This is a genomic window from Galactobacter valiniphilus, from assembly GCF_003575975.1.
In the GTDB taxonomy this organism is placed as follows: Bacteria; Actinomycetota; Actinomycetes; order Actinomycetales; family Micrococcaceae; genus Galactobacter; species Galactobacter valiniphilus.
The window spans coordinates 1-25,745 of sequence record NZ_QQXK01000026.1; the positions used below are offsets into that span (position 1 = coordinate 1).

At 71.5% G+C, this 25,745-nt stretch carries 29 protein-coding genes; 24 read left to right on the forward strand and 5 right to left on the reverse strand.

The window, feature by feature from the left end:
* The 7 genes from DWB68_RS12155 to dapF all read left to right on the forward strand — a co-directional run.
* A partial coding sequence (locus DWB68_RS12155; protein ID WP_147391673.1) for a transposase occupies positions 1–173 on the forward strand: 173 nt, incomplete at its 5' end.
* A complete protein-coding gene (locus DWB68_RS12160) occupies positions 170–523 on the forward strand; it encodes an ABC transporter permease (protein WP_119425394.1) in 354 nt (117 codons plus the stop codon). The genes DWB68_RS12155 and DWB68_RS12160, both read left to right, overlap by 4 nt.
* Entirely contained in the window at positions 520–2,232 is a 1,713-nt protein-coding gene (locus tag DWB68_RS12165) for an ATP-binding cassette domain-containing protein (protein WP_119425395.1), read from the forward strand. The genes DWB68_RS12160 and DWB68_RS12165 overlap by 4 nt, the downstream gene beginning before the upstream one ends.
* Positions 2,222–3,295, forward strand: a complete 1,074-nt coding sequence (locus DWB68_RS12170) for a peptidase C39 family protein (protein ID WP_119425396.1) — start codon at positions 2,222–2,224, stop codon at positions 3,293–3,295. The genes DWB68_RS12165 and DWB68_RS12170 overlap by 11 nt, the downstream gene beginning before the upstream one ends.
* A gap of 53 nt (positions 3,296–3,348) precedes the next feature.
* Positions 3,349–3,912 carry a helix-turn-helix domain-containing protein gene (locus tag DWB68_RS12175; protein WP_119425397.1) on the forward strand — a complete coding sequence of 188 codons (564 nt, stop codon included), beginning with the start codon at positions 3,349–3,351 and terminating at the stop codon, positions 3,910–3,912.
* Positions 3,913–4,150: 238 nt separating this feature from the next.
* Positions 4,151–4,882: a glutathione S-transferase family protein gene (locus tag DWB68_RS12180; RefSeq protein ID WP_158588305.1), complete on the forward strand. Its 732-nt coding sequence runs from the start codon at positions 4,151–4,153 to the stop codon at positions 4,880–4,882.
* 194 nt (positions 4,883–5,076) lie between these two features.
* On the forward strand, positions 5,077–6,018 hold the full coding sequence (dapF, locus tag DWB68_RS12185) for a diaminopimelate epimerase (RefSeq protein WP_119425399.1): 942 nt from the start codon (positions 5,077–5,079) through the stop codon (positions 6,016–6,018).
* Positions 6,019–6,080: 62 nt separating this feature from the next.
* Here the strand turns inward: dapF and DWB68_RS12190 are convergent, their stop codons facing one another.
* From DWB68_RS12190 to DWB68_RS12195, 3 genes are all read right to left on the reverse strand, one after another.
* The gene (locus tag DWB68_RS12190) at positions 6,081–6,662 is read right to left on the reverse strand and encodes a hypothetical protein (RefSeq protein WP_119425400.1); all 582 of its coding nucleotides are present in this window, start codon (positions 6,660–6,662) and stop codon (positions 6,081–6,083) included.
* 299 nt (positions 6,663–6,961) lie between these two features.
* Complete coding sequence (locus tag DWB68_RS16025) at positions 6,962–7,657, reverse strand: DUF6318 family protein (protein ID WP_147391674.1); 696 nt, start codon at positions 7,655–7,657, stop codon at positions 6,962–6,964.
* Between the two features lie 155 nt (positions 7,658–7,812).
* Positions 7,813–8,424, reverse strand: a complete 612-nt coding sequence (locus DWB68_RS12195; RefSeq protein WP_119425401.1) for a class I SAM-dependent methyltransferase — start codon at positions 8,422–8,424, stop codon at positions 7,813–7,815.
* A 158-nt stretch (positions 8,425–8,582) separates the two neighbouring features.
* Between DWB68_RS12195 and hflX the strand changes: the two genes are divergently transcribed.
* Both hflX and DWB68_RS12205 read left to right on the forward strand, forming a co-directional pair.
* A complete protein-coding gene (gene hflX / locus DWB68_RS12200) occupies positions 8,583–10,208 on the forward strand; it encodes a GTPase HflX (RefSeq protein ID WP_119425402.1) in 1,626 nt (541 codons plus the stop codon).
* Positions 10,205–12,232, forward strand: coding sequence for an ATP-dependent DNA helicase (locus DWB68_RS12205; RefSeq protein WP_233548794.1), 2,028 nt, complete (start codon positions 10,205–10,207; stop codon positions 12,230–12,232). The genes hflX and DWB68_RS12205 overlap by 4 nt, the downstream gene beginning before the upstream one ends.
* A gap of 91 nt (positions 12,233–12,323) precedes the next feature.
* On the opposite strand, the gene lexA is transcribed toward DWB68_RS12205, so the two are convergent.
* Entirely contained in the window at positions 12,324–13,055 is a 732-nt protein-coding gene (gene lexA, locus DWB68_RS12210) for a transcriptional repressor LexA (protein ID WP_233548795.1), read from the reverse strand.
* Between the two features lie 266 nt (positions 13,056–13,321).
* Here lexA and DWB68_RS12215 point away from each other — a divergent pair, with 266 nt between their 5' ends.
* The 8 genes from DWB68_RS12215 to DWB68_RS12245 all read left to right on the forward strand — a co-directional run bounded on the left by DWB68_RS12215 (position 13,322) and on the right by DWB68_RS12245 (position 19,475).
* Entirely contained in the window at positions 13,322–13,678 is a 357-nt protein-coding gene (locus DWB68_RS12215; protein WP_158588306.1) for a LysM peptidoglycan-binding domain-containing protein, read from the forward strand.
* Positions 13,679–13,862: 184 nt separating this feature from the next.
* The gene (locus DWB68_RS12220) at positions 13,863–14,984 is read left to right on the forward strand and encodes a histidinol-phosphate transaminase (RefSeq protein ID WP_119425405.1); all 1,122 of its coding nucleotides are present in this window, start codon (positions 13,863–13,865) and stop codon (positions 14,982–14,984) included.
* An 86-nt stretch (positions 14,985–15,070) separates the two neighbouring features.
* The gene (gene hisB, locus DWB68_RS12225; RefSeq protein WP_119425406.1) at positions 15,071–15,691 is read left to right on the forward strand and encodes an imidazoleglycerol-phosphate dehydratase HisB; all 621 of its coding nucleotides are present in this window, start codon (positions 15,071–15,073) and stop codon (positions 15,689–15,691) included.
* Positions 15,691–16,323, forward strand: coding sequence for an imidazole glycerol phosphate synthase subunit HisH (gene hisH, locus DWB68_RS12230; RefSeq protein ID WP_119425407.1), 633 nt, complete (start codon positions 15,691–15,693; stop codon positions 16,321–16,323). The genes hisB and hisH overlap by 1 nt, the downstream gene beginning before the upstream one ends.
* A complete protein-coding gene (locus tag DWB68_RS16440; RefSeq protein WP_199700446.1) occupies positions 16,323–16,478 on the forward strand; it encodes a hypothetical protein in 156 nt (51 codons plus the stop codon). Before hisH ends, DWB68_RS16440 begins: the two co-directional genes overlap by 1 nt.
* 116 nt (positions 16,479–16,594) lie before the next feature.
* Positions 16,595–17,341 carry a bifunctional 1-(5-phosphoribosyl)-5-((5-phosphoribosylamino)methylideneamino)imidazole-4-carboxamide isomerase/phosphoribosylanthranilate isomerase PriA gene (gene priA, locus DWB68_RS12235; protein WP_119425408.1) on the forward strand — a complete coding sequence of 249 codons (747 nt, stop codon included), beginning with the start codon at positions 16,595–16,597 and terminating at the stop codon, positions 17,339–17,341.
* Positions 17,338–18,192: an SseB family protein gene (locus DWB68_RS12240; protein ID WP_119425409.1), complete on the forward strand. Its 855-nt coding sequence runs from the start codon at positions 17,338–17,340 to the stop codon at positions 18,190–18,192. The genes priA and DWB68_RS12240 overlap by 4 nt, the downstream gene beginning before the upstream one ends.
* Positions 18,189–19,475, forward strand: a complete 1,287-nt coding sequence (locus tag DWB68_RS12245; RefSeq protein ID WP_119425410.1) for an MFS transporter — start codon at positions 18,189–18,191, stop codon at positions 19,473–19,475. The genes DWB68_RS12240 and DWB68_RS12245 overlap by 4 nt, the downstream gene beginning before the upstream one ends.
* 158 nt (positions 19,476–19,633) lie before the next feature.
* Here DWB68_RS12245 and DWB68_RS12250 read toward each other — a convergent pair whose 3' ends face one another.
* Positions 19,634–20,029, reverse strand: a complete 396-nt coding sequence (locus tag DWB68_RS12250) for a DUF1844 domain-containing protein (protein ID WP_119425411.1) — start codon at positions 20,027–20,029, stop codon at positions 19,634–19,636.
* Between the two features lie 275 nt (positions 20,030–20,304).
* On the opposite strand from DWB68_RS12250, the gene infC reads away from it, so the two are divergent.
* The 7 genes from infC to DWB68_RS12285 all read left to right on the forward strand — a co-directional run bounded on the left by infC (position 20,305) and on the right by DWB68_RS12285 (position 25,636).
* Positions 20,305–21,423: a translation initiation factor IF-3 gene (gene infC, locus DWB68_RS12255; RefSeq protein WP_199700447.1), complete on the forward strand. Its 1,119-nt coding sequence runs from the start codon at positions 20,305–20,307 to the stop codon at positions 21,421–21,423.
* A gap of 117 nt (positions 21,424–21,540) precedes the next feature.
* A complete protein-coding gene (rpmI, locus tag DWB68_RS12260; RefSeq protein ID WP_119425412.1) occupies positions 21,541–21,735 on the forward strand; it encodes a 50S ribosomal protein L35 in 195 nt (64 codons plus the stop codon).
* A 95-nt stretch (positions 21,736–21,830) separates the two neighbouring features.
* The gene (gene rplT / locus DWB68_RS12265) at positions 21,831–22,214 is read left to right on the forward strand and encodes a 50S ribosomal protein L20 (RefSeq protein WP_119425413.1); all 384 of its coding nucleotides are present in this window, start codon (positions 21,831–21,833) and stop codon (positions 22,212–22,214) included.
* A 137-nt stretch (positions 22,215–22,351) separates the two neighbouring features.
* Positions 22,352–23,218 (forward strand): TrmH family RNA methyltransferase, encoded by an 867-nt coding sequence (locus DWB68_RS12270; RefSeq protein WP_119425443.1) that lies wholly within the window; start codon positions 22,352–22,354, stop codon positions 23,216–23,218.
* The gene (locus tag DWB68_RS12275; RefSeq protein WP_119425414.1) at positions 23,215–23,676 is read left to right on the forward strand and encodes an NUDIX domain-containing protein; all 462 of its coding nucleotides are present in this window, start codon (positions 23,215–23,217) and stop codon (positions 23,674–23,676) included. The genes DWB68_RS12270 and DWB68_RS12275 overlap by 4 nt, the downstream gene beginning before the upstream one ends.
* 326 nt (positions 23,677–24,002) lie before the next feature.
* On the forward strand, positions 24,003–24,608 hold the full coding sequence (locus DWB68_RS12280; RefSeq protein WP_119425415.1) for a pyroglutamyl-peptidase I family protein: 606 nt from the start codon (positions 24,003–24,005) through the stop codon (positions 24,606–24,608).
* Between the two features lie 251 nt (positions 24,609–24,859).
* The gene (locus DWB68_RS12285) at positions 24,860–25,636 is read left to right on the forward strand and encodes a hypothetical protein (RefSeq protein WP_119425416.1); all 777 of its coding nucleotides are present in this window, start codon (positions 24,860–24,862) and stop codon (positions 25,634–25,636) included.
* Positions 25,637–25,745 lie beyond the last annotated feature (109 nt).

A 25,745-nucleotide genomic window follows, 5' to 3' on the forward strand; every position in this document is an offset into this window, starting at 1 on the left:
TCGCGTTCTTCGACCGGTCCGGCACCAGCAACGGCCCCACGGAGGCCATCAACGGCCGCCTCGAACACCTCCGCGGCTCCGCCCTGGGCTTCCGGAACCTCACGCACTACATCGCGCGGAGTCTGCTCGAGTCCGGAGGCTTCAGACCCCACCTACACCCTCGATTGCGATGAGCCAGATGAGCCGCCCGTACGTCGAGACGGCGCGCGTGCTCGGCCTCTCCGGGCCGCGCATCCTCTTCCGCCACGTGGTCCCGAACGTCGCCCCCGTGATGCTCGCCAACGCCCTGCTCAACGTCTCCTTCGCGCTCGTGGCGATCTCTTCGCTCTCCTTCCTCGGCATCGGCGCCGGGGTGGGCACCGCCGATTGGGGCCTGCAGCTCGCCGACGGCCGGGCCCTCCTCGGCAGCAATCCGCTCGCCTCCATCGCTCCGGGCCTGGCCATCGTCGCCACCGCCACGAGCGTCAACCTGCTCGGCCACTGGCTGGCCGAGCGCCTCGAGAAGAAGGCGGTGGCCCGATGAGCGCACCCATCCTTGAACGGGTCCCCGAGGCCCCGGCCGCCACGGTGCTCTCGGCCGCGGGACTGAGCGTGAGCGGACCGCGCGGCGTCATCGTCGAGCCGCTCGACCTCAAGCTGAGCGCCGGGCAGACCCTCGTGGTGGTCGGCGAGTCGGGCTCCGGCAAGACCCTCACGGCCCGCGCCCTCACGGGCCTGCTCCCGACGGGGATCACGGCCAGCGGCGCGCTGGAGCTCAACGGGCGCGGCCTGGCCCCCGGTTCAAAGGAGCTGGCCGCGGCCCGCGGCGGCGGCATCACGCTGCTGCTCCAGGACCCCTTCACCTCACTCTCGCCGACCCACCGCGTGGGACGGCAGATCGGCTGGGCCTTGGGTGGCTCCGCGGCGGCCCGCTCGGCGCGCGTCGCGGCGCTCCTGGCCGAGGTGGGTCTCGACGCCTCCGTCGCGAGCAAGCGACCGTTCGAGCTCTCGGGCGGCATGCGCCAGCGCGTCGCCCTCGCCGCGGCGCTCGCCGCCGATCCCTCGGTGCTCATCGCCGATGAGCCGACGACGGCGCTCGACGTCACGACCCAGCGCGAGGTGCTCGACCTCATCGACGAGCTCCAGGCCAAGCGCGGCATGGCGCTGCTGCTCATCACCCACGACCTCGCCGTGGCCCGTGATCGTGCGGACGAGGCCCTCGTGATGCGCCACGGCAAGGTCCTCGAGAGGGGCCCCGCCTCGCGGGTGCTCTTCGACCCGGAGCACGAGTACACGCGCTCCCTGCTCGCCGCCGACCTCGGCGTCGAGGCGGCCGAGGCCCTCGCCGAGGGCGAGTCGCTGCCCGACGGCGCCGGCCAGGACGTGGACCGGGCCGGCGACTCGGCGACCACCCCGGCGAGCGTGGTCCCGGGCGCCGGCCGGCGCGGGACCGACGGTGACGGCGCAACCCAACCGTCCGACGTCGTGCGTTCCGGTGCGGGCGGTGCGCTCCTGCGCGTCACCGGGCTGCGCAAGTCCTTCCCGGGCCAGGCCAGGCCGGCACTGGCCGGGGTGGACCTGGAGCTGGCCGATGGGCAGACGCTGGCCGTCGTGGGCGAATCCGGCTCGGGCAAGACCACGTTGGCCCGCTGCCTCGTGGGGCTGGAACGCCCCGACGCGGGGAGCATCGAGTTCCTCGGCCGCGCCACGGGACCGCGCCGGGCGCAGATCGTGTTCCAGGATCCGTACTCCGCGCTCAACCCGGCGCGCAGCATCGGCGCGGGGCTCGAGGAGGCCGCCGCCGTGGGTGGTGGCGTCCGCACGCCGGGCGAACTGCTGGAGCTCGTGGGCCTGCCCGCCGACTACGCCCCGCGGCGCCCGGCCGCGCTCTCCGGCGGCGAGCGGCAGCGCGTCGCCATCGCCCGGGCCCTCGCCGTGGAGCCCGAGCTGCTGATCCTCGACGAGTCGGTCTCCGCCTTGGACGTGTCCGTCCAGGCGCAGATCCTGGCGCTGCTCGCGCGGCTCCAGGAGCGCCTTGGGCTCAGCATGCTCTTCATCACCCACGACCTGTCGGTGGCCCGCGCGGTCTCCTCGAGCGTGGTGGTGCTGCGCCACGGCGAGGTGGTGGAGCGCGGCTCCACGGCCTCGGTCCTGTTCGACCCCCAGCACGAGTACACCCAGGCCCTGCTCGCCTCCATCCCGGGGCGCGGCGCGGCACACGAACAGCAGTCAGGAGCACGCGATGCGCGTTGAGTTCAGGCCCGTCACGGACGACATCGAGGCCGTGGCCCCGTGGACCGCGGGGGTGCCGGCCGAACTGCTGGCGCACTGGAAGAGCAGCCATCCCCACCAGCAGCGCACGCTTGTCGCCGTCCTGGGGGAGGAGGACGAGGTGCAGGCCGTGGGCCTCGAGGTGCACCGGCCCACGACGGCCTATGCCAAGCTGCTGCCCGTGCACGCGGCGCGCGCCGAGGCTGAGGCGGCCCTCGTGGCGGCGGTCGAGGAGCGGGCCTTCGCCGCCGGCGCGGCCGTGGTCAAGCGCGAGGTCCCGCGCGAGCTGGTCGGTTCCCCCGCGTGGGAGGCGGCCCTGGCCGCCGGATACGTGGCCCCGGAGGTGCCGGAGACGGCGGCCCCCGTGCTGGCCGCTCGCGACACGGTCCCCGCCGGCCTGCTCCGCTTCAAGGGGGAGGGCCCCCGTGGGGGGCTGCCGTACTACCGGCAGACCACCGACTTCACGTGCGGTCCCGTCTCCGCCCATGTGGCGCTGACGTCCCTGGGGCTCCTGCCTGAGCTCACGCGGGAGGAGGAGCTGCGGCTGTGGCGCGAGGCGACCACCACCGAAGGCTGCGATCCGCTGGGCCTGGCGCTCGCGGCGTCGTCCCGCGGCGCCCAGGTGGAGGTGCACCTTTCCACGACCGAACCGATCCTGCTCGAGCTGGCCGCCGACGGGAACAATGCGGATCTGCGCCGCTTCATCCAGCGGGGCTTCCGCGAGCGCGTCGTGGAGGCGGGCATCCCGCTGCACACGCGCGCGTTTACCCTCGAGGACCTGGACGCCGCCCTGGACTCCGGCGCCGTGGTGGCCGTGCTGATCGAGGAACTCGGCATGCACGCGGAGAGCTGCCCGCACTGGATCGCCGTGCACTCGCGCGAGGGCGACGTCTACTACGCGCAGGACCCGTGGACGGACGCCGACGAGTCCGAATCGTGGCTCGACGGGCACGCCCTGCCGCTGCCGCGCACGAGCCTGGATCGCATGGCCTGGTACGGCAAGCCCGCCGTGCGCGCCATGGTCACCCTGCGCCGCCTGGCGTGAGAGGCTGGCGAGGCCCGCCCCGAGCGGCAGGCCTCGCCCCCGAGAGGAACACCATGCCCCCAGAGACCGGACCGGCCGACGCGACCCGTGCGGCCATCGCCCAGCACGCCCGAGCCCTGCGCACCGCGCAAGGCATGTCGGTGCGCGCGCTCGCCGAGGCGGCCGGCATCTCGCCTGCGCTGGTGTCCCAGCTCGAGCACGGGCAGGCCAACCCCACGGTGGAGGTGCTCGCCGCCGTCGCCTCGGCGCTCGGGACGAGCCTCTCCGAGCTGGCCAAGATCCCGCAGAGCGGACCCACCGTGCTGCGCGCCCCCGTCAAAGGATCGGGCGAGGACCTCGAGGGTCGCACCCTCCTGCCCTCCGCCGGTGCGCGCCGCGTGGAGATGTACGAGATGTTCCTGGCGCCCGAGGCCGGGCAACAGAGCGCGCCGCACGGCGTGGGCTCCGAGGAGGTCGCCTATGTGGTCTCCGGCGCCGTCACCGTCTCCACCGACGAGTGGAGCGTGCTGCTCAAGGTCGGGGACGCGATCCGCTTCCCGGCCGAGGCCGAGCACGCCTACCGGGCCGGTGCCCGCGGCGTTCGGCTCGTCACCGCAGTGAGCATGCCGACGGCCTGAGGTCAGCTCAGCGGGTCGCGGGCATCCGCGGCTGGCGTTCCGCCGCCGGCGGCAGGCTTCAGTGCCGTTCTGTGACGCGGCACGACGACGCATGAACGGCCAAGGCGCCCGCCTTGCCTGGGCGGGCGGCGAGTGAGCAGAGTGGTCGGCGGGAGCTCGCGCGGGCCGACGCAGACGAGCACTACACGAGACGATGCGGCGTCCCAGCGCGCCGCCGTCCCCTTCGAGAGGAAGCACCATGACCGCCCTGGCCAGCCCCGTCGATATCGACGCCTTTGGTGAGTACGAGCGTCCCGCCGACGCGCCGGGCCGGGAGCCCTTCACCGGCCGCCTCGGCACCGCGGAGTTCCCGATCGAGCCCGGGCGCTACCACCTGTACGCCGGCTGGTTCTGCCCGTGGGCTCACCGCGTCACGCTCTCCCGTGCCTTGAACGGCCTCGAGGAGTACATCTCGCTTTCCTGGATCGACAACGAGCGCGATGCCCGCGGCTGGGCGTTCCGCGAGGGGACCGGCGAGGACCCGGTCAACGGCTTCGAGTTCCTGCGCGAGGCCTACCGCCTGGCCCGACCCGGCTATGACGGCCACGTCTCCGTGCCCCTGCTCTGGGACAAGGTCGCCAACACGGCGGTCAGCAACGACCCGGCCTCTCTCGCGCTGAGCTTCCCGGCCGACTTTGACGCGGTGATCGACCCGGAGACGTCCACGGCGCCGCCCGCCCTGCGGGAGAAGATCGCCGAGGTGGAGCGCTTCCTGCGCCTGGAGCCCAACGGCCCCACCGAATGGGACGGGCTGCTGGGCGGACGAGAGTACGTGCTCGGCGAGCGGCTCACCGAGGCGGATCTCTACCTCTGGGTCAAGCTCGTCCGCTATCCACTCGACGACGAGGCCTGGCCGGCGCTCGCCGAGTATCGAGACCGACTCATGGCCCTGCCCGCGTTCGCCGCCACGACGGACCGGTCCACGTACTAACGAGGGGAGCCCCGCGGCTGCGCCCCGGCAGGGCGTTCGCTCGTCTCCGTGTCGTTCCTTCCCCGCACCGCTCGCGCTGTCGGCCGGGCGTGCGAAGGGCAGGAACACGCGGCAATGCCGACGTACGCCCCGCCGAAGGGCGGGGCGCGTCGCGAAGGTGAGCGTGCGCCGTCGTGCACCGTAGGGTTGAACCCATGAACCCCCAGGACCGCATCGACGCCGTGGCCGCCCTGACCGGGCTGGCCTTTTCCAAAGTGCACGCGACCGGCAACGACTTCGTGATGATCTCCGCCCCCGCGGGCGAGCGCGACGTCACGGCGGCCCAGGTCGCGGCGCTGTGCGATCGGCACCTTGGGCTCGGCGGCGACGGGCTGATCCGCGCCATCCGCTCCGAGTCGTTGGCCGAGGGGCGCGCCGCACTCGCCGCCGATCCGGGCGCCGAGTGGTTCATGGACTACCGCAACGGCGACGGTTCCATCGCCGAGATGTGCGGCAACGGCGTGCGCGCCTTTGCGCACTTCCTGCTGCTCGAGGGGCTGGCCGAGATGCCCGCCGACGGCCTGCGCATCGGCACCCGCGCGGGCGTCAAGGTGGTGCGCCGCTCCGGGGACGGCTACAGCGTGGACATGGGTCCCTGGGAGTTCATTCATCCCGAGCGCGCCGAGGCCGACGCGATGGATTCGCTCGTGACGACCGCCGGCCTGTCCGTGCCGCGCCCCTCGCTGTCCGTCAGCATGGGCAATCCGCACACCGTGGTCGCGCTGCCCGATGTGGCCGAGCTGGCCGCCGCCGATCTGCACACCCTGCCAGCCGTGGAGCCGCTGCCGCCGAACGGCATCAACGTGGAGTACGTGGTCCCGTCGGAGCCGCTCGTGGTGGATCGCGTGGCGGCGATCGACATGCGCGTGCACGAACGCGGCGTGGGGGAGACGCTGTCCTGCGGCACCGGGATCTGCGCGGCAGTGGTGGCCGTGCGGCACTGGGCAGGCCCGGCCGGGTGCGACGCCGCGGCGTGGGCCGTGGCCGTTCCCGGCGGCGTGTGCGGCGTGCGCTTCGTGCAGGCGCCCGACGGCGCGGAGCACGTCGTGCTCTCGGGTCCCGCAGTGCGCGTGGCCACCGGCGTCCTGGGGGTCTGAGCTAAGAGGCGCTCGGGCGCTGTTGCTCTCTGCCGCTCGTTGCACCCCGTCGCTCGTGACGCTCAGCCGCCCGGCGGGACGCATCCCGGGGCCGTTGATCCTGGCGTGCACGCGGCTTGGACCTGGTAGTGCTTGGTGCGCCAGATCTGTAGCGGCATGGGCGTGGAGTTGACGGTCGCGGTGCCCGGGATCGTTTGGGCGGGGCCGCCGTTGACGGAGAACGTGCCCGCGTAGTGCGTGGTGAGCGTGATGCTGTATTTGCCGGTTTCCTTGTAGACGTGGCCGGTGGTGGTGGGGGTTTCGAAGCCGTCGTCCTTGAGCGGGCCGCCCGGAGTGCTGGTGGTTTTGCTGGTGCCGTCTCCGTAACCGAAGTCGTAGCGGACGGGCGTGACCGTGATGGTGACCGATTGCCCCAGGATCGTGGTGTTCAGGGTGTGCGACGAGCCATCGGCGTAGATGTTGGTGTTGGCGTTGCGCAGCGAGAAGCCGTTGAGCTGGGAACGCAGGGCGCTGGCCGGGATCGGCAGGCTGGCCATCTGCTGCTGCACTGAGCCGGGCGTGACGACCGGGGGCGCTGCCGGGGCGTTGGGGACCTGCGGGGCGTTTGCGGCCGCTGGGGCCTGCTGGCCGCGGCAACCAGTCATCCCACTGAACCCGGCGGCTTGACCCATTCCGCAATTGCGGAAGTTGTCAAAGAGGATTTGCGCCGGCGTCTTGGCCGACTTGTGGGAACTTGACACGTGCGGCTTGTTCGACGGTGATCGCTGAGGCTGGGTGGCCGGTGAATTCTTGCCGGGCTTTGAAGGTGACGACACTCGCCCGTCGTCCGAGCGGTGCCCCTTCACCCGGATTGAATCTCCGAATACGTCGCCGTTGAATCCCAACTCGAGCGGGAGCGATGTCGTAAGTAGGCCCGCAACGAGTGGAACGACCATCAGACCTTTCATAGCTGACCCATCTCGAGGATGGTCCAACGGCCGTCGGTAAATCTCAAGTCAATGGACACGGAATGCACTTGTGACTCGTGACGTGGCGAAAAGCCTGTTGCCGAGCCCGCAGGAAAGTACTCATATGGAGGTTCGTGGAGAGTCGCGAGGATCGAGGCGTCGGCTTTTGAAGTGCCGGTGCCCTGGCCCTGAATGTCGGTGATCGTTACTGGCACTCCAACCCTCCAGATTCCTTCACTAGAGGCAGCGGTCGCAGCGGTGGCCGACCCCGAGCAAAATTTGCTGGTCTTCTCGCAGGCGGCAAGAAACGGCCCGGTGTCGCCGCTTTCGCGCATGTAGTTGTACGTCGAGATCCAGTACTGGATGAACGCCTTCTGGCCCTCGAGGTCCTTCTTCTTGGCGGCCTCCGGCATGACGGGCTTCGGCACGTTCTTGGCCGGCGAAGTCGACGTGGCTGGCTGGTAGGCGTTCGGATCAAGACTGGACGCGCCGGTTCCGCCGGTGCCCGTGGCACCCGGGCTGGCCGAGGCTGGAAGCCCGGTGGGCGCCGTCGTGCCGGTGGGGGAGCTGCCCGGCGCGGAGAGGGTTCCCGCGGGCGGGTCACCCGGCCCCGTGCACGCCGTCAGCGCGGCCGCGCAGGCGAGGGCGAGCGCAATTGCCGCCCCGGCCAACGAACTCCTGCGTTGCGACATCTCGCCCCCTTGAGAACACGTAGTCGCACATCTTAGACCAAAAATCACGGTGTTGGGAGATGTTATCCACAGTATCTGTCAAGGCGCCCCTGTGAGGGGATCGGGCGCCAAAAAAAGGGGCCCCGCCGCGGCGGGACCCCTAGGAGTTGTGGACCTCAGGCGAGGCGTTCGACGCGCAGCACCCGGAAGGCCTTCTCGCGCGCGAAGCGCTCGAGCTCATACCCCTCGCCGAGCGTCTCCCCGAGCCAACTCTGCAACGAATCGGAGCCCAGGTTCTTCTGGACCACGAGGTAGGCCTCGCCGCCCACGTTCAGGCGCGGCAGCCACGTGAGCAGGATCTCATGCAGCGCGGCCTTGCCCACGCGGATCGGCGGGTTCGACCAGATGAGATCAAAGCCGACGCCCGCGGGCACCTTGTCGGGGGTCGAGGCGACGATGTTCTCGCAGCCGAGCGCCGTCGCGTTGTCGCGCGTGAGTCCCAGTGAACGCTCGTTGACGTCCACCGCGTACACCGTCGCGGCGGGGGATTCGAGCGCCATCGTCAGGGCGATCGGCCCCCAGCCGCAGCCTATGTCGAGAAAAGTCCCGGCCTCGGCGGGCTCCGGCACGCGGCGCAGCAGCGCCTCGGTTCCCTTGTCCACGCCCTCCGGGCTGAAGATGCCGTTGGCGGTGGTCACCTCGCGCTCGCGTCCGGCGAGTTCGACGCGAATCGTGCGTCGGCGCTCGGGGGTGTCGGGGGAGGAGGTGAAGTAGTGCTGCTCGGCCATGGTGGTCAGCCTACCGATCCCAGTGATAGAGTTTTCTCTATGACTTACCTGTTCTTCGTGTGAGCGGCCCGCTCCCAGGCTCATTGAGCCCTGGGGATAACCGCGCCCCTCACCGGCGCCGGACCAGTAGACTTTCCAGCACGTCTAGCAGGGAGACCATGACCCACACCGATTCCTCGCGCGCCCCGTTCAACGGCGCCGAGTCGCAGACCCTCGCCTCCGCCGCGTCCACGGACGCCGAGATCGAGGCCACCATCGCCCGCATCGTCGCCGCGGACGACGCCCGCGCGGCCCGCGGCCGATCCGGCCGCGCCCAGCAGGGCGCTTCGGAGCACGACGGCGGCGACTCGCCTTTGGGCTCCGGCCGCGCCCTCGCGCTGAGCGACCTTTCGCAGGAGCACTCGCGCTTCGACGGCGCCCAGGAAGACCTGGCCGACCGCCGCGCGCTGCGCCGCGTCGCCGGTCTCTCCACCGAACTCGAGGACGTCTCCGAGGTCGAATACCGCCAGCTGCGCCTCGAGCGCGTCGTGCTGGCCGGCCTCTGGAGCGAAGGCACGGCGCAAGATGCCGAGAACTCCCTGCAGGAGCTCGCCGCCCTCGCCGAGACCGCCGGCTCCGAGGTCCTGGACGGCATGGTTCAGCGCCGCCTCAAGCCGGACCCGGGCACCTTCCTCGGCTCCGGCAAGGCCCTCGAGCTCAAGGACATCGTCGAGGCGACCGGCGCCGACACCGTGATCGTCGACTCCGAGCTCTCCCCGTCCCAGCGCCGCGGCCTCGAGGACGTCGTGAAGGTCAAGGTCATCGACCGCACGGCCCTCATCCTGGACATCTTCGCCCAGCACGCCAAGTCCCGCGAGGGCAAGGCCCAGGTGGAACTGGCCCAGCTCGAATACCTCCTGCCGCGCCTGCGCGGTTGGGGCGAGTCCATGTCCCGCCAGGCCGGTGGCCAGGTGGGCGGCGCCGGGGCCGGCATGGGCTCCCGCGGACCCGGCGAGACCAAGATCGAACTGGACCGCCGCCGCATCCGCCACCGCATGGCCAAGCTGCGCAAGGACATCGCCGGCATGAAGCCAGCCCGCGACGCCAAGCGTGCCAGCCGCCAGCGCAACGACGTCCCCTCCGTGGCGATCGTCGGCTACACCAACGCGGGCAAGTCCTCGCTCCTGAACCGCCTCACCGACGCCGGCGTGCTCGTCGAGAACGCCCTGTTCGCGACCCTGGACCCCACGGTTCGCCAGGCCGTGACGCCGGACGGCATCGGCTTCACGCTCGCCGACACCGTCGGCTTCGTGCGCTCGCTTCCCACCCAGCTCGTGGAGGCCTTCCGCTCCACGCTGGAGGAGGCGGCCGACGCCGATCTGCTGCTGCACGTCGTCGACGCCTCCCACCCCGATCCGGAGGGTCAGATCGCGGCCGTCCGCGACGTCCTGCGAGACGTCGACGCTCTCGAGGTGCCCGAGCTCATCGTCCTGAACAAGGCCGACATCGCCGACCCCGTGGTGGTGGATCGCCTGCGCCACACGCAGCGCGAGACCGTCGTCGTCTCCGCCCGCTCGGGCGAGGGCATCGACGAGCTCATGCAGCGCGTCTCCGAGCTCATCCCGCGGCCCTCCGTGCCGCTGGACATCGTGGTGCCCTATGCCAGGGGCGAGGTGGTCGCGCGCCTGCACGCCGCCGACGCCGAGATCCTCTCCACGGAGCACCTCGAGGACGGCACGCACCTGCGTGTGCTGGTCAAGGACGCCCTGGCGGCCGAGCTGGCCGAGTTCGTCGTGGCCTCGTGAGCGTCTTCGACAGCGAGGAGCTGAAGGTCGAGGACCTCCTCACCCACGCGGTGGGAGGCCTCGGCGGTCAGCGCCGCGAGGGCCAGCACGAGATGGCCCGCAAGGTGGACGAGGCCCTGACCGAGGGCAAGCACCTCCTGGTGCAGGCCGGCACCGGCACGGGCAAGTCCCTGGCCTACCTGGTGCCAGCCATCAAGCACGCCCTGGACTCCGAGAAACCGATCATCGTCTCCACGGCCACGCTGGCGCTGCAGTCCCAGATCGTGAGCCGCGACGTCCCGCGGCTCCTGGAGACGCTCGGCCCCGAGCTGCCCCGCGAGGTCGACATCGCCCTCCTGAAGGGCCGCAACAACTACGTCTGCAAGTACAAGCTCGGCGGCGGCTACCCGGACGAGGAGGACACGCTCTTCGGAATCGAGGAGGCCGGCGGCGCCAAGCCGTCCTTCAACGAGGGCCCCAACTCGCATCTCGGCCGCGAGGTCGTGCGCCTGCGCGAATGGGCCGAGGAAACCGAGACCGGCGACCGCGACGAGGTCACGCCCTCCGTCTCCGACAAGGCCTGGCGCCAAGTGTCCGTCTCCTCGATGGAGTGCCTCGGCGCCCAGGCCTGCCCCATGGCCGACGAGTGCTTCACGGAGCGGGCCCGCGCCCACGCCTCCGAGGCCGACGTCGTCGTGACCAACCACGCCATGCTTGCGGTGTCCGCGTTCGAGGGGCTCGCCGTGCTCCCGGACTTCGACGCCGTCATCATCGATGAGGCCCACGAGCTGCAGGACCGCGTGACGTCCGCCGTGACGAAGCCGCTGTCCTCCTCGGCGGTCTCCCACGCCGCCGCGGCGGCGCGCAAGCACCTCAAGTCCACTGTGAAGTCCCTCAAGGACGCCGGCCTGGCCCTCGAGAAGGCCACCATCGGCGTGCCCACCGGCCTGCTCCCGCGCGGCCTCAACGAGGAGATGGCCGCGGCCGTTGCCGCCGTGCGTGACGCCGCCAAGGTGGCCCTGGCTGAGTCCAAGCCCGAGCCGGGTGCGCCCGTGGACGGCGGACGCCAGACCGCCCGCTCCGAGCTGGCGCAGCTCGTGGAGCTCGCGGATCGCCTGCTCGGAGCACACCACGAGCGCGAGGTCGTTTGGGCTGCGCGCCCCGGCCAGTTCGAGCCCGGCCGCGGCTACGTGGTGCCCGGCGACGACACCCCCGCCGTGCTCATGGTCGCGCCGCTCTCCGTGGCCGGCCAGCTCAGGGAGGGCCTCTTCGACGGCCACACCGTGGTGCTGACCTCCGCCACCCTCGCGCTCGGTGCCAAGTTCGAGCCCGTCGCCGGCGACCTCGGCCTCATGGGCGCCGGCGCCCCCGAGTGGGAGGCCATCGACGTCGGCAGCCCCTTCGACTACCCGGCGCAGGGCATGCTCTACGTCGCCAGGCAGCTGCCGCCGCCGGGCCGCGGTCTCTCCGACGCCGCCCTCGACGAGATCGAGGCGCTCATCAAGGCCTCCGGGGGAGCCGCGCTCGCGCTCTTCTCCTCCCGGCGCGCCGCCGAGGAGGCCGCCGAGGCCCTCCGCAAGCGCGTCGATGTCCCCATCCTGTGCCAGGGGGATGCGAGCATCCCCGAGCTGGTGCGCACCTTCGCCGCCGACGAGGAGACGTGCCTCTTCGGCACCATGACGCTCTGGCAGGGCGTGGACGTCCCGGGCCCGAATTGCCGGCTCGTCATCATCGACCGCATCCCCTTCCCGCGCCCCGACGACCCGCTCTCCACGGCGCGCACGCGCGACATCAACCAGCGCGGCGGCAACGGCTTCATGGCCGTGTCCGCGCAGCACGCCGCCGTGCGCCTCGCGCAGGGCGCCGGCCGCCTGATCCGCTCGGTGGGGGACCGCGGCGTCGTCGCGATCCTCGACTCGCGCATGGTGAGCAAGGGCTACGGCGGCTTCCTCAAGGACACCCTGCCGCCCCTGTGGCCCACGACCGACCGGGCCACCGTGCTCGGCGCGCTGGGCCGTCTGTCGCAGGCTCCTGCCGCGACGTAGTCGGCGAGGCCCCGGAGCGGCCACCGCAACGCGAGGCGCCCCCGTCCTGAAAAGGACGGGGGCGCCTCGCGTTGGTTGTGGGTGGGGTGGCTCAGAGCGAGCGCAGCACCGAGACGACCTTGCCCATGACGGTGGCGTGGTCTCCCAGGATGGGCTCGTACTGCGAGTTCTGCGGGAGCAGCCAGGTGTGGCCGTCGCGCTGACGGAAGGTCTTCACCGTTGCCTCGTCGTCCAGGAGTGCGGCCACGATGTCGCCGTTGACCGCGTTGTCCTGGCGACGCACCACGACCCAGTCGCCGTCGCAGATGGCGGCGTCGATCATGGAATCGCCGGAGACCTTGAGCATGAACAGCTCGCCGTGGCCCACGAGCTGGCGGGGGAGCGGGAAGACGTCCTCGACCTGCTGTTCGGCCAGGATGGGCCCGCCGGCCGCGATGCGGCCCACGAGCGGGACCATGGCCTGATGCTCGGTGCCCGGGAATTCGAGGGGAGCCGGGGCTTCCTGCACGACGGCGGGCGCCTGGGCGGGTGCCTCCGGCGCCTTGGCGGCGCGGGCCGGTTCGAGGCGCAGGCCGTCCGGGCCCAGCACCTCGATGGCCCGCGGCAGGCGCGGATCGCGGCGGACGTAGCCGGCCTTCTCCAGCTGCCCGAGCTGGTGGGTCACCGAGGAAAGCGACTTCAGGCCGACGGCGTCGCCGATCTCTCGCATGGTGGGCGGGTAGCCGTGCTTCTCCGTTGAGGAGGTGATGGCCTCGAGGATCTGACGCTGGCGGGTGGTCAGGGCCTTGCGAGGCGCCTGCGGCTCGGTACTGGGGCGGCTCACGCTGACCTCCTGCGCTTCTCCGTTCCTGCGGAACGGGGGCGTATCCCGATCGGGTTCGACCGAGGTGTCGGGGGTGACGGTTTCCATAAGAGCCGCACCCCTTCTTAGGTCTCAAGGTTAGGCCACGAAGGGACGCGATTCAAAGATTTGTTCGAACGTGTCTCGACATCGATCGAACACACGTGCTAGAAATGTTCCAACGCACTTCGAAGACATCTTCGAAAGTCCGGACCCGTGGTTTCGAATCCGTTCGAAAGGTGAACCCCATGTCGCAGATCGCTTTCTCCGCCCCCGCCGCCCCGCTGGCCCCGCTTCGCCTGACGGCGCGCGGCCGCCTCGTGCTGCTGGCGCTGCCGCTCCTGATGATCGTCACGGTCGCCACGCTCATCATCGGCGCGTGGCTGGCCCCCGCCAGCGCGTCCCAGACCCACCTCACGGGTCCCGGCACGGGCCTCGAGGAGGTCACGGTCATGGAGGGCGACTCGCTCTGGGGCCTGGCCCGCGAGTTCGCTCCCTCGCAGGACACCCGCGAGGTCGTCAGCCGCATCGCCTCCCTCAATGCCGACACCGGCGTCCTCAAGCCGGGTCAGACGCTCATCGTCCCCAGCGACGCCCAGGACTGAGCCGCGCCTCTTCGGAGGTTCCCCAACAGACTTGTGAGCCGCTCGGCTCACGCACCACGTGTTCCCTCCGAGGGTGCTGCGGACGATAGGTCACCTCGTCTGCCTCGGCGGGTCACACCCCTCACGGCCCCGGCCTCCGTCATGGAGGCCGGGGCTCTGTCGTGATCGACCTAGACTTCAAGGCGTGAGCCAAGATCGCCTCGAACTCCTCTCCCAGCTTCCCCTGCGCGACAACCTGCGTGGCCTCTCGCCGTACGGCGCACCCCAGATAGACGTCCCCGTGCAGCTGAACGTCAACGAGAACACCCATCCCATGCCCCAGGCCGTGGTGGACGCGATCACGGAGGCCGTCCGCGAGGCCGCCGCGACCCTCTACCGCTACCCGGACCGCGAGTTCGTGGCGCTGCGCGAGGACCTCGCCGCCTACCTTGGCCACGGCCTCACCTTTGAGAACCTCTGGGCCGCTAACGGCTCCAACGAGGTCCTCCAGCAGATCCTCCAGGCCTTCGGCGGCCCCGGCCGCACCTTGCTGAGCTTCCCGCCGACCTACTCCATGTACCCGCTGCTCGCCTCGGGCACCGACACGGGCTACCTCGAGGGCAAGCGCACGGGCGACTATACGCTCTCGGCCGACGACGCGGCGCGCCAGGTGATCGAGCACGAGCCGAACATCGTGTTCCTGTGCTCGCCCAACAACCCGACCGGCACGGCCCTGGGACTCGACGTCATCGAGGCCGTTTACGAGGCGGGCGAGGCCTTCAACACCATCGTGGTGGTGGACGAGGCCTATGCCGAGTTCGCCCTGGCCGGCACGCGCTCGGCCCTCACCCTGCTGCCGGGCCGCGAGCGCCTCATCGTCACGCGCACCATGTCCAAGGCCTTCGCCCTGGCCGGTGCCCGCCTCGGCTACCTCGCCGCCGCCGCCCAGGTCGTTGACGCCCTGCGCCTCGTGCGCCTGCCGTACCACCTCTCGGCCGTGACCCAGGCGACCGCGCGCGCTGCCCTGGCCCACGCCGACGTGCTCCTCGACAACGTCGAGGACATCAAGCGCCAGCGCGACCGCATCGTCTCCGAGCTCACGGCGCTCGGCCTCGTGCCGGCCGTCTCCGACTCGAACTTTGTGACCTTCGGGCGCCTCACCGACCCGAACGCGGTCTTCGAGGCGCTGCTGGCCGACGGCATCATCGTGCGCAACAACGGCCTACCCGGACAGCTGCGCGTCACGGCCGGCACCGAGGCCGAGACGAGCGCCTTCCTGAACAGCCTGCGCGCCTACCTCGAGGCCCACCCGGAGGCGAGGGCCTGAGGGCACGTCCCCTCGGCCTCGACCGGCACCGACGCCGGTAGACTGAACACACCCACCCCTCTTTGAGCGACGGAGTACGAAACAGCATGCCCGCCGAACTCCTCTCCGGCCGCAAGGCCCGGATGGAACGCGTCACCAGCGAGTCAAATGTGCTCGTCGAGATCGATCTCGACGGCACCGGCCGCGCCACCATCGACACCTCGGTGCCGTTCTACGACCACATGCTCACGGCCCTGGCCAAGCATTCGCTGATCGACCTCACGGTCAAGTCCACGGGCGACACGCACATCGACGTCCACCACACGGTGGAGGACACGGCGATCGCCTTCGGCGAGGTGCTGCGCACCGCCCTGGGAGACAAGAGCGGCATCCGTCGCTTCGGCACCGCCACGGTGCCGCTGGACGAGTCGCTGGCCCGCGCCGTCGTCGACATCTCCGGCCGCCCCTTCCTGGTCCACGAGGGCGAGCCCGAGGGCCAGCAGTACCACCTCATCGGCGGCCACTTCACGGGCTCCATGACGCGCCACGTCTTCGAGGCCATCGCCTTCCACGCCGGCATCTGCCTGCACGTGGACGTGCTGCGCGGGCGCGATCCGCACCACATCGTCGAGTCGCAGTTCAAGGCCTTCGCCCGCGCGCTGCGCGAGGCAGTGGAGCCGGACGAGCGCATGGCGGGCCAGATCCCGTCCACGAAGGGTGCCCTCTGATGGCTCCCAAGGTCACCGTCCTCGACTACGGGGCCGGCAACGTCCGCTCCGCCGTGCGTGCCCTCGAGCACGTGGGCGCCGAGGTCAAGCTGTCCCGCGATCCGCAGGACATCAGGGAGGCCGACGGCCTGCTGGTCCCTGGCGTCGGTGCCTACGCCGCCGTCATGGACGCGCTCAAGGCCTCCGGCTCGCTGCGTCACCTTGGCTACCGCATCGCCGGCGGCCGCGCGACGATGGGCATCTGCGTCGGCCACCAGGTCTTCTTCGAGGCGGGCGTCGAGCACGGCGTGCGCACCGAGGGTCTGGGGGAGTGGCCGGGCGTCGTCGAGCGCCTGCCCGCCCCGGTGGTTCCCCACATGGGCTGGAACACTGTGCAGGCCCCGGAGGGCTCGCGCCTGTTCGAGGGCATCGAGGACGAGCGCTTCTACTTCGTGCACTCCTACGGCGTGCTCGAGTGGAACTTCGACGTGACGCAGCCGGCCATGCGGCCGCCGCTCGTGACGTGGGCCGAGCACGGCGCGCCGTTCATCGCGGCCGTCGAAAACGGCTCGCTGAGCGCCACGCAGTTCCACCCCGAGAAGTCGGGAGACGCCGGAGCCGCCCTGCTGAAGAACTGGATGGGAACGTTCTGATGGGACCCGTACTGCTCATGGCCCTCGGCGGCCTGCTCGCCGGCGGCGCCTTCTCCCTCAGGAAGCAAGGCGCGGGGCTCACCTGGGTCATCGTGTGCGCGGCCCTCGCGGTCATGTCGCTCGTGGCGGCCTGGGCCCTCACCTACAAGCTCTAGCCCCCACGGGCTCACGCGGCGCGGGCCCCAGGCCCGCGCCGCTTTCATCACCACCCACGCACCACCCGCACTTCCAGGCCGCAGCGCGAGCGGCCAGCGATAAGGACACGCACACCATGAGTGAGACCACCGAGGCCCAGCGCCTCGTTCTGTTCCCCGCCGTTGACATCGCCGACGGGCAGGCCGTGCGCCTCGTCCAGGGCGAGGCCGGCTCCGAGACCGGCTACGGCGATCCCTTCGACGCCGCCGCCAAGTGGCAGGAGGCCGGCGCCGAGTGGATCCACGTCGTGGACCTTGACGCCGCCTTCGACCGCGGCTCCAACGTCGACGTGCTACGCCGCATCGCCACCGAGCTGCACCTCAAGGTGGAGCTCTCCGGCGGCATCCGCGACGACGCCTCCCTGGCCCGCGCCGCCGAGTGGGGCGCCTCGCGCGTCAACATCGGCACCGCCGCCCTCGAGAACCCCGAGTGGACGGCCCGCGCCATCGCCGAGTACGGCGACCTCATCGCCGTGGGCCTGGACGTCCGCGGCACCACGCTCTCGGGCCACGGCTGGACCAAGGACGGCGGCGATCTCTGGGACGTCCTCGCCCGCCTCGAGGACGCCGGCTGCGCCCGCTACGTCGTCACCGACGTGACGAAGGACGGCACCCTGACGGGCCCGAACACCGAGCTGCTCGGCGACATCGCGCGCCGCACGCACAAGCCGGTCATCGCCTCCGGCGGCATCTCCTCCCTCGAGGACCTCGCCGCCCTGCGCGGCCTCGTCGCCGACGGTGTCGAGGGCGCCATCGTGGGCAAGGCGCTCTACGCCGGCCGCTTCACGCTGCCCGAGGCGCTTGAGGTGGCCGGACGCCCGTGAGCCCCAAGAAGGAACTGCCCGAGCACATCAAGGCGGCCCTGCTCCGCAGCGCCGGCGGCGCCACGGACACGGCCGGCCAGTCGTGGGAGGGACGCGATCTCTCCGGCGAGGGCAACCCCCTGCACCAGCACGACGGCGACGACGGCCGGGCCGACGCCCGCCTCGAGCTCGCGCTCGAGGGCCTCTACGCCGGCATGAACGGCGAGGAGGAGGTCATCGAGGCGCTCGCGAACGCGCGCGTCTTCGTGCCCGTCATTGCCCAGACGGGCGAGACGGTCGTGGGCGCCCACGGCGAGATCGAGGACAAGGAGGCGGACATGGCCCTCGTCATGATCTCCGCCCCGGACGGCCGCAAGGCCCTGCCGATCTTCTCCGCCGTCGACCTGCTCACGCAGTGGCACCCGGAGGCCCGCCCCGTCGCCGTGTACGCGCCGCGCGCGGCCCTCTCGGCCGCCGCGGAGGAGGCCCAGCTGCTCGTGCTGGACCCGGCCGCCGAGATCACCTTCGTGGTGCGCCGCCCGGCCATGTGGGCGCTCGCGCAGCAGCGCACGTGGGTCCCGAGCTACAAGGACGAGTCGCTGCTTCCTGCCCTGCAGGCCGTGGCCGACGCGACCGAGGGCGTGAACGGCCTGGTCCTGGAGCCGGGCCCCGGCGTGGCCTCGCGCGCCCGCGACGGCCGCGTGCTGGCCGGCGGCGGGCACGGCCCCGAGCTCGGCATCACGATCATCGTTGGCCCCGAGGCGAACGACGACGATGTCCCCGGCCTCGTGGCCCGCGTGCAGGACGCTCTGGGTGAGGTGGAATCGCTGCGGGAGGCCGCCGACTCGGTCACCATGGGCGTGCGCAGATGAGCGCGGCGTCGGCCCCCGGCGGCGCCTTTGCCCAGTACTGGCGCATCCTGCGCCGCCCGCACGTAGCACCGCTGCTCGCGGTCGGCTTCCTCGGGCGCCTCCCGCATTCGGTCACGGCGGTGCTCGTCACCCTCCACGTGACCCACACGCTGGGCATGGAGTACTTCTACGCCGGCATGGCCGCCGCCATCCTGACGATCGGCATCGCCTTCGGCTCGCCGTGGCGCGGGCGTCGCATCGACACCGTGGGCCTGCGTCGCGCCGTGGTGCCCTCGATCATCGTCGAGGGGCTCGCGTGGGGTCTGGCCCCCTTCGCGTCCTACCCCGTCCTGCTCGTGCTGCTCTTCGCGGCGGGGCTGTACTCGCTGCCGGTCTTCACGATCATCCGCCAGTCGCTCTCCGTCATGATGCGCGGCGACGACCGGCGGACGTCCTTCTCGCTCGACTCGATGGTCACCGAATTGGTGTTCATCCTGGGTCCCGGCGGCGCCGCCGTTGTCGCGAGCCTGCTCTCCTCCCAGGTGGCGCTCCTCGCGACGGGCGCGCTCGTCGTCCTCGCTGGCCTCGTCCTGCTGTGGCGGAACCCGCCCACGCGCTCCTCGCAGCTCGAGGGAACGCACCGCGAGGCCATCGGCGAGCTCGAGTCGCCCGGCCGCCACGACGAGGCACCCGTCGTCACGGGGGCCATCCCGGTCGTGAACGCCCAGGCGCCCGCGCCCAAGCGCTTCTCGTGGGTCACCCCGGGCGTCATCGCCATGCTCATCATGGCGGCGGGCGCCGGCATGTCGCTCTCCGGCACCGAGGTGGGCGTCGTCGCCTTCTCGGAGCACGAGGGCGACACGAGCATGGGTCTGTGGTGGGCCTACGGCATCTGGTCCGCGGCCTCGCTCGTGGGCGGCTTCCTCTACGGCGCCCAGAAGAAGCGCTACGACCCGTTGGGCATCATCACGGTCATGGGCATCGCGCTCATCCCGGCCGCGTTTGCCCCCGACATGTTCTGGCTCGGCCTGCTGCTGGTCCTGTCCGGCTTCTTCGTGGCGCCGCTCATGACGGCGGCCTCCGAGCGGCTCACCGAGCAGGTGGCGGAGCGGCACCGCGGCGAGGCCATGGGTTGGTACGGCTCGGCCATGACCGCCGGCACGGCGCTCGGCACGCCGCTCGTGGGCGTCGTGATCGACACGGCCGGCCCGCAGACCGCGTTCCTGGCGCTGGCCGGCGTCGCGATCGTCACGGGCGTCGGCACCATGGCGCTACGCAGCCTGCGCCGCGCCCGTCGCGCCTGACCCGGGCCGCCGGGCTGGGGCCCGGTGGACCACCGTGCCTCTGCGCCCGACGGCGCGTGGCCGGGTCCCGGTGCCGGGCTCGGCTGACGGCGGGGCAAGACAACGGCGGCGTCCCCCACTCAGTGGGGGACGCCGCCGTCGTGCTGTGGTGCGGGAGGTTAGTTGACCGGGCCGGTGAACTTCTCGCCCGGGCCCTTGCCCGGGGCGTCCGGGATGAGGGAGGCCTCGCGGAAGGCCAGCTGCAGGGAGCGCAGGCCATCGCGCAGGGGAGCCGCGTGCTGGCTGCCGATCTCCGGAGCGGCGGCCGTGACGAGGCCGGCGAGGGACGTGATCAGCTTGCGCGCCTCGTCCAGGTCCTTCAGCGCCTCGGCGTCGGGACCCTCGGCGAGGCCCACCTTGACGGCTGCGGCGCTCATGAGGTGAACGGCCGTGGTGTTGATCACCTCGATCGCGGGAACCTCGGCGATATCGCGCAGCTGCGGGGCTGCTGCCTCGGCCAGCTCCTCGTCGGTGAAGGAGTGGCGGTGGCCGGAATTGGTCGGGGGAGTACTCATACTGCTAAGCTTGTCACAAGACCGTCCCGTGACGGATTCCTGCTTCGCTCCAAGGAGCGTGAGAAGGGGCACGTACACGGGCTCAAGTGGAGGCCACCTCCCACCCGCGAATCGCCCTCGGGCGGCCGGGTCACGGCATCGGACGCGGAAGCCGCCCTGCAGCACGGGGTAGAGCACCGTAAGCGCTTAGCGGCGCCGCAGCCCGATCGTCGTTGGTGGCCCCCGCTTCACGAAGCCGGGGGCCTTTCCCGTTTGTGGGTCCGTCTTGATTCTTCTTGAAGGAGCACAACATCAGCGACGCACGTATTAACGATCGCATCCGCGTCCCCGAGGTGCGGTTGGTCGGTCCGAACGGTGAGCAGGTCGGGGTCGTCCGCATTGAGGACGCCCTCCGTCTGGCCCAGGAGGCTGATCTCGACCTCGTCGAGGTCGCCCCCAACGCCAAGCCTCCGGTGTGCAAGCTGATGGACTTCGGCAAGTACAAGTACGAGGCGGCCCTGAAGGCTCGCGAGTCGCGCAAGAACCAGACGAACACGGTCCTCAAGGAGGTCCGCTTCCGCCTGAAGATCGATGCGCACGACTACGAGACCAAGAAGAAGAACGCGCTCAAGTTCCTGGAGCAGGGCGACAAGGTCAAGGCCATGATCCAGTTCCGCGGCCGCGAGCAGCAGCGCCCGGAGTTCGGCATCCGCCTCCTGCAGAAGTTCGCCTCCGAGGTGGCCGAGCTCGGCCAGGTCGAGTCGGCTCCCCGCCAGGACGGCCGCAACATGGTCATGGTCATCGGCCCGCTGCGCACCAAGGCTGACGCCAAGGCGCAGGCCCGCCGCGAGGCCAAGGTCGTCGAGGAGGCCACCGGAACCGGTAGCCGCCGCACCCGCACCGAGCGCGTCGACACCTCTGCCCCGCAGGCCGAGGTCACCAACTCCGTGGCCGATGCGATGCCGGAGGAGCTCAAGAAGCTCGCCGCGTCCATGCCGGCCTTCGGCAAGATCCCCGAGGGCCAGCCGATTCCGTCGGCACCGGCCCCGGTCAAGGCGGAGAAGCCCGCTGGCAAGGGTCCGCGCGGCGGCTCCGGCCCCCGCGGCTCGAAGCCGTCCGGCGACCGCCCCGAGCGTGGGGATCGCCCGGAGCGTTCGGAGCGTTCCTCGGCCCCGCGCAGCACCTCTGCTCCGCGCACCGGCGCCCCGCGCCCGGCCGGTTCCGCTCCCCGCCCGGCCTCGGCCCCGCGTCCCGCCTCGGCTCCGCGTCCCGCGGCCGCCCCGGGCACGACGCCGAAGCCCATGGCCATGCCGAAGCCGGGGGCCGCGGCCCCCAAGCCCGGCGCACCGAAGCCGGGGGCTCCCAAGCCGGGCGCCCCGAAGCCCGGTGCACTCAAGCCCGGCCAGCAGGCCTAGCTAGTAGCACTTCCGTAGCGCTCGCTAGAGCACAGCGGTCAGGACAAACCGACCCTCGCCGGTCGGCAACAGCACTCGAACCTGCGGGTTCGGGAGGACGTACAAGGAGAAGGCATTATGCCGAAGTTCAAGACCCACTCTGGGGCGAAGAAGCGTTTCAAGGTCACCGGTAGCGGCAAGCTGAAGCGTCAGCAGGCCAACCGCCGTCACTACCTCGAGCACAAGTCCTCGCGCCTGACGCGTCGACTCAAGGGCGATCGCATCGTTGCCAAGGCGGATCAGCGCACGATCCGCCGCATGCTCGGCATCTGATCCTCGCGCGGGGTATCTCGCGCTGAAACCACCATTCATCCCGCCGCGCCAGCACCAAGCTGAAGAGAAGCGGCCAGCATTAAAGGAGTACACACGTGGCACGTGTGAAGCGGGCAGTCAACGCCCATAAGAAGCGTCGCGTCATCCTGGACCGTGCGTCCGGCTACCGTGGTCAGCGTTCGCGCCTGTACCGCAAGGCGAAGGAGCAGCTGCTCCACTCGTTCGTCTACAGCTTCAACGATCGTCGCAAGCGCAAGGGTGACTTCCGTCGCCTGTGGATCCAGCGCATCAACGCTGCCGCCCGCGCCAACGGCATGACCTACAACCGCCTGATCCAGGGCCTGAAGCTGGCCGGCGTCGAGGTCGATCGCCGCATGCTGGCCGAGCTCGCCGTCTCTGACGCCGGCGCGTTCGCCACCCTGGTCGCCGTGGCCAAGAAGGCCCTCCCGGCCGACGTCAACGCCCCGGTCGCCCGCTGAGCGTTGAAGCGTGAACCGGCCTGAGCGTCGGTGAACCCTTGAGGAAGGGGCGGTACCGCTGTGTGCGGCTACCGCCCCTTCTTTCGTCCCCTCACCCCTTTCCTTCAGCCTCATCAGGAGCCGCGCCAGTGGAGATCATGACCAACCCCCAGGCCGATCGCGTCAAGGCCACCGCGCGCCTGTCCACGGCCGCCGGCCGCCGCAAGGCGGGCGCCTTCCTGGTGGAGGGGCCCCAGGCCGTGCGCGAGGCCGTGCGCGCCCACGCCGCGGGGGCCGCCAAGGTCCTGGACGTCTACATCACGCAGGAGCGCGCCGAGCGCGAGCCCGAGCTGCAAGGCGGCGCCGGCGTGCACTCGCACCGCGTGAGCGAGGAGGTGTTGGCCGCCATGGCCGACACGGTCTCCCCGCAGGGGGTCGTGGCCACCGTGGCGCTTCCCGCCTCCTCCCTGAACGACGTCGCGCGGCCGGGGACCGGTTTCGTCGTCGTGTTGGCGCGGGTCCAGGATCCCGGCAACGCCGGGACCATCCTGCGCGCAGCGGACGCGGCGGGGGCCGACGCCGTCGTGGCGCTCAAGGGCACGGTGGACCTCTTCTCCCCGAAGGTGGTCCGCTCCACGGTGGGCTCGCTCTTCCACCTTCCGGTCGTCTCCGGCGTGAGCCTCGAGGAGGCCGCGACCGCCCTCGGCGGGGCCGGCCTGACGCTGCTCGCCGCCGACGGGTACGGCGAGCAGGACCTCGACGTGCTGCAGGACGACGCCGCAGCGCGCCGCACGGGGCAGACCGCCAAGGGCGCGGCCAAGCGCCCCTCGCTCATCGCCCCCACCGCATGGCTCATGGGCAACGAGGGCTCCGGCCTCTCCGAGGAGGAGCTGGCTGTGTGCTCCGCGCGCGTCGCCATTCCGCTCTACGGTGCTGCCGAGTCGCTCAACGTCGGCACCGCCGCCACGCTGTGCCTCTACGCCTCGGCCCGCGCCCAGCGCGGCGCGCAGGCCGGCGCCCGATGAGCCAGGGCGAGGCCGCCCGCGGCGGGGAGCCGTGGGTGCAGGTGGTCGGCGCGGCGATCGTCGATGCGCTCGAGGCACCCACGGTGCTCCTGGCCGGGCGTCGCTCGGCCCCGCCGGCCCTGGCCGGGCTCTGGGAGTTCCCCGGAGGCAAGCAGGAGCCGGGGGAGGAAGCCGGGGAGGCGCTGCTGCGCGAGCTGGCCGAGGAGCTCGGCGTCCAGGCCGCGCTCGGTGTCGAGGTGCCCGGCCCGGATGCCGCGCGCGGGTGGCCCCTCAAGCCCGGGGCCTGGATGCGGGTCTTTGCCGTGGAGGTCGCCTCCGGCACGCCTGCGCCGCTGGAGGATCACGACGAGCTGCGCTGGCTTCCCCTGGACGCGGCGCTCGTCGACGCGGTCGACTGGATCCCCGCGGACCGCGACATCGTGCGCGCCGTGGTGGCGACGCTACGCCCCGGCGGCTGAGGCACCGAAGCCGCCGGAGCGGCACGGTTCCAGCAGGCGTGGCAGCTCCAACGGCGGCGCGTGCTGACGGCGCCGGGAGAGGCGTCCTGCGCGGGGGAGGGGCGGGGCGGCCGGTGCGTCCGGCCACCCCACCAGTGGGCCGCCGAGCGGCCCGTGAGCTTCCCATCTCACCCCCTTATTAGAACACATTTTCGAACGCCGCGAGGTTCCGCTGCGGCCAGGTGGCACGCCCGGCGTGGCCTTCGGTGCGACCCCGGTGGGCCGCCGCGTGCGCAACCGGGGGCGGCTCGGCCGCGGCCTGCGCGTGCGGCGGTAGCGTGGGCCGCATGATCCTCTTCACGGGCTTCGAGCCCTTCGGCGGCGCCCAGGAAAACCCCTCGCGGCTGGCCTCCAGGGAGGCCGCCAGGCTCAGCACGGCCGCGGGGCGAGCCGCCGTGCACGTCGAACTGCCGTGCACCTTCGGCGGCGCCCGCGCTGTCCTGCTCGCCGCCCTCGAGGAGCATCGCCCGGCAGCGGTGATCTGCGCAGGGCTGGCCGAGGGGCGCGAGAGCATCAGCCTCGAGCGCGTGGCGCTGAACCTCATGGACGCCCGCATCCCGGACAACGCCGGGGCACAACCCGTGGACGAGCCGGTGGAGCCGGGCGCCCCGCTCGCCCTGCCCACCCGCCTGCCGGTCAAGCGGGCCAAGGCCGCCCTGGAGGCGGCGGGCGTGCCCGTGGAGCTCTCCCTCAGCGCGGGCAGCTACGTGTGCAACACCGTCTTCTATGCGGCGCTACGGGCCGCGCCCGCGGGGGTGCCGGCCGGCTTCGTCCACGTCCCGCTCGCCGAGCAGCTCCCCGTGGGGCGCCAGGCCGAGGCCCTCGCGCTGATCGCCGCCGCGGCGTTGGAGGGGACCGGGGAGTTGCGCGTGCCGGGCGGCTCCGAGTACTGACGCCCGCCCCGGCCGGGCCCCATGCGCCGTCGTGCGGCGCGGCAGGGCCTGCTCCTCGCGCCGTCAGCCCCGCCCCGGCGGGGCGGCGCCCGCCCGAGGCCCCCTGCGCCGTCGTGCGCTGCGCCCGACACACCAACTGCCCCCAAGCTGTGGGCCTTCACAGGCCCAGGCCGTAGGCTAGGCGGGAATGCGCCCGGCGACCGAGGCTCGCCGGGATCCGATACGTGAAAAGGTTGAGAATGAAGCGGTTCATGAAGGCATTGCCCGTCATCCTCGTGGGCGGGCTGGCCCTCACCGGTTGCAGCGCCACCGAGACCCCCGCGGCGGAGAAGAACTTCGCGCTGGAGTACACGACGCACGCCGAGGGTGACGCCCTGGGCGACGCCGTCAACACCGGCGCCGACGTGCTCGGCAAGAACGCCGTGACCGCCGCCGCGCAGCTCTCCTCCCTCGGCCTGGTGAACTCCACCGTGGACATCAGCTCCACCAACGCCGACAAGAAGCAGAGCGCCGAGCTCACGCTGAAGGGCATCACCGCCGAGAGCATCACGACCGCCAAGAAGTCCTCCGCGGAGTACATCGCCGGCATCATGACGCAGTGGCAGGGCGGCGACACGAGCAAGACCGAGGAGCAGTTCTGGGCCGACGAGTCGGTCAAGACCTACTTCGCCGCCTACCCGGGCGTCGCCCTGGTCGAGGCGCTCCCGGCCCTCAGCGAGTCCGAGGGTGCCCACACCGCGACCTTCTCCCCCCGCCTGATCGACGTGCTCAAGAGCAACAACGCCACGGTCACCCTCACCGTCCCCGGCTCGGCCTCCGTGACCGGCTCCCCGGCCGGCGTCACCGTGTCCGGCCACGAGGTGAGCATCGATCCCGCGCAGCTCAAGGCCGGCGAGTCCATCGCCGTCAGCTACCACGATCCCGCGCCCGTCATGAGCTGGTGGCTCTCCGCCGTCCTGTGGGTGCTCGGCATCATCGTGACCGTGCTGCTCATCATGATCGCGCTGGCTCCCCGCCGCCGCGACTGAACTCGTCTCCGGCTGAGGCCGGACGCGCGAGGGGCCCGTGACGCAGGAGCGTCGCGGGCCCCTCGCGCGTCCGGAACCGGGGTGCCCGCTGGCCTAGAATGGGCCTGAA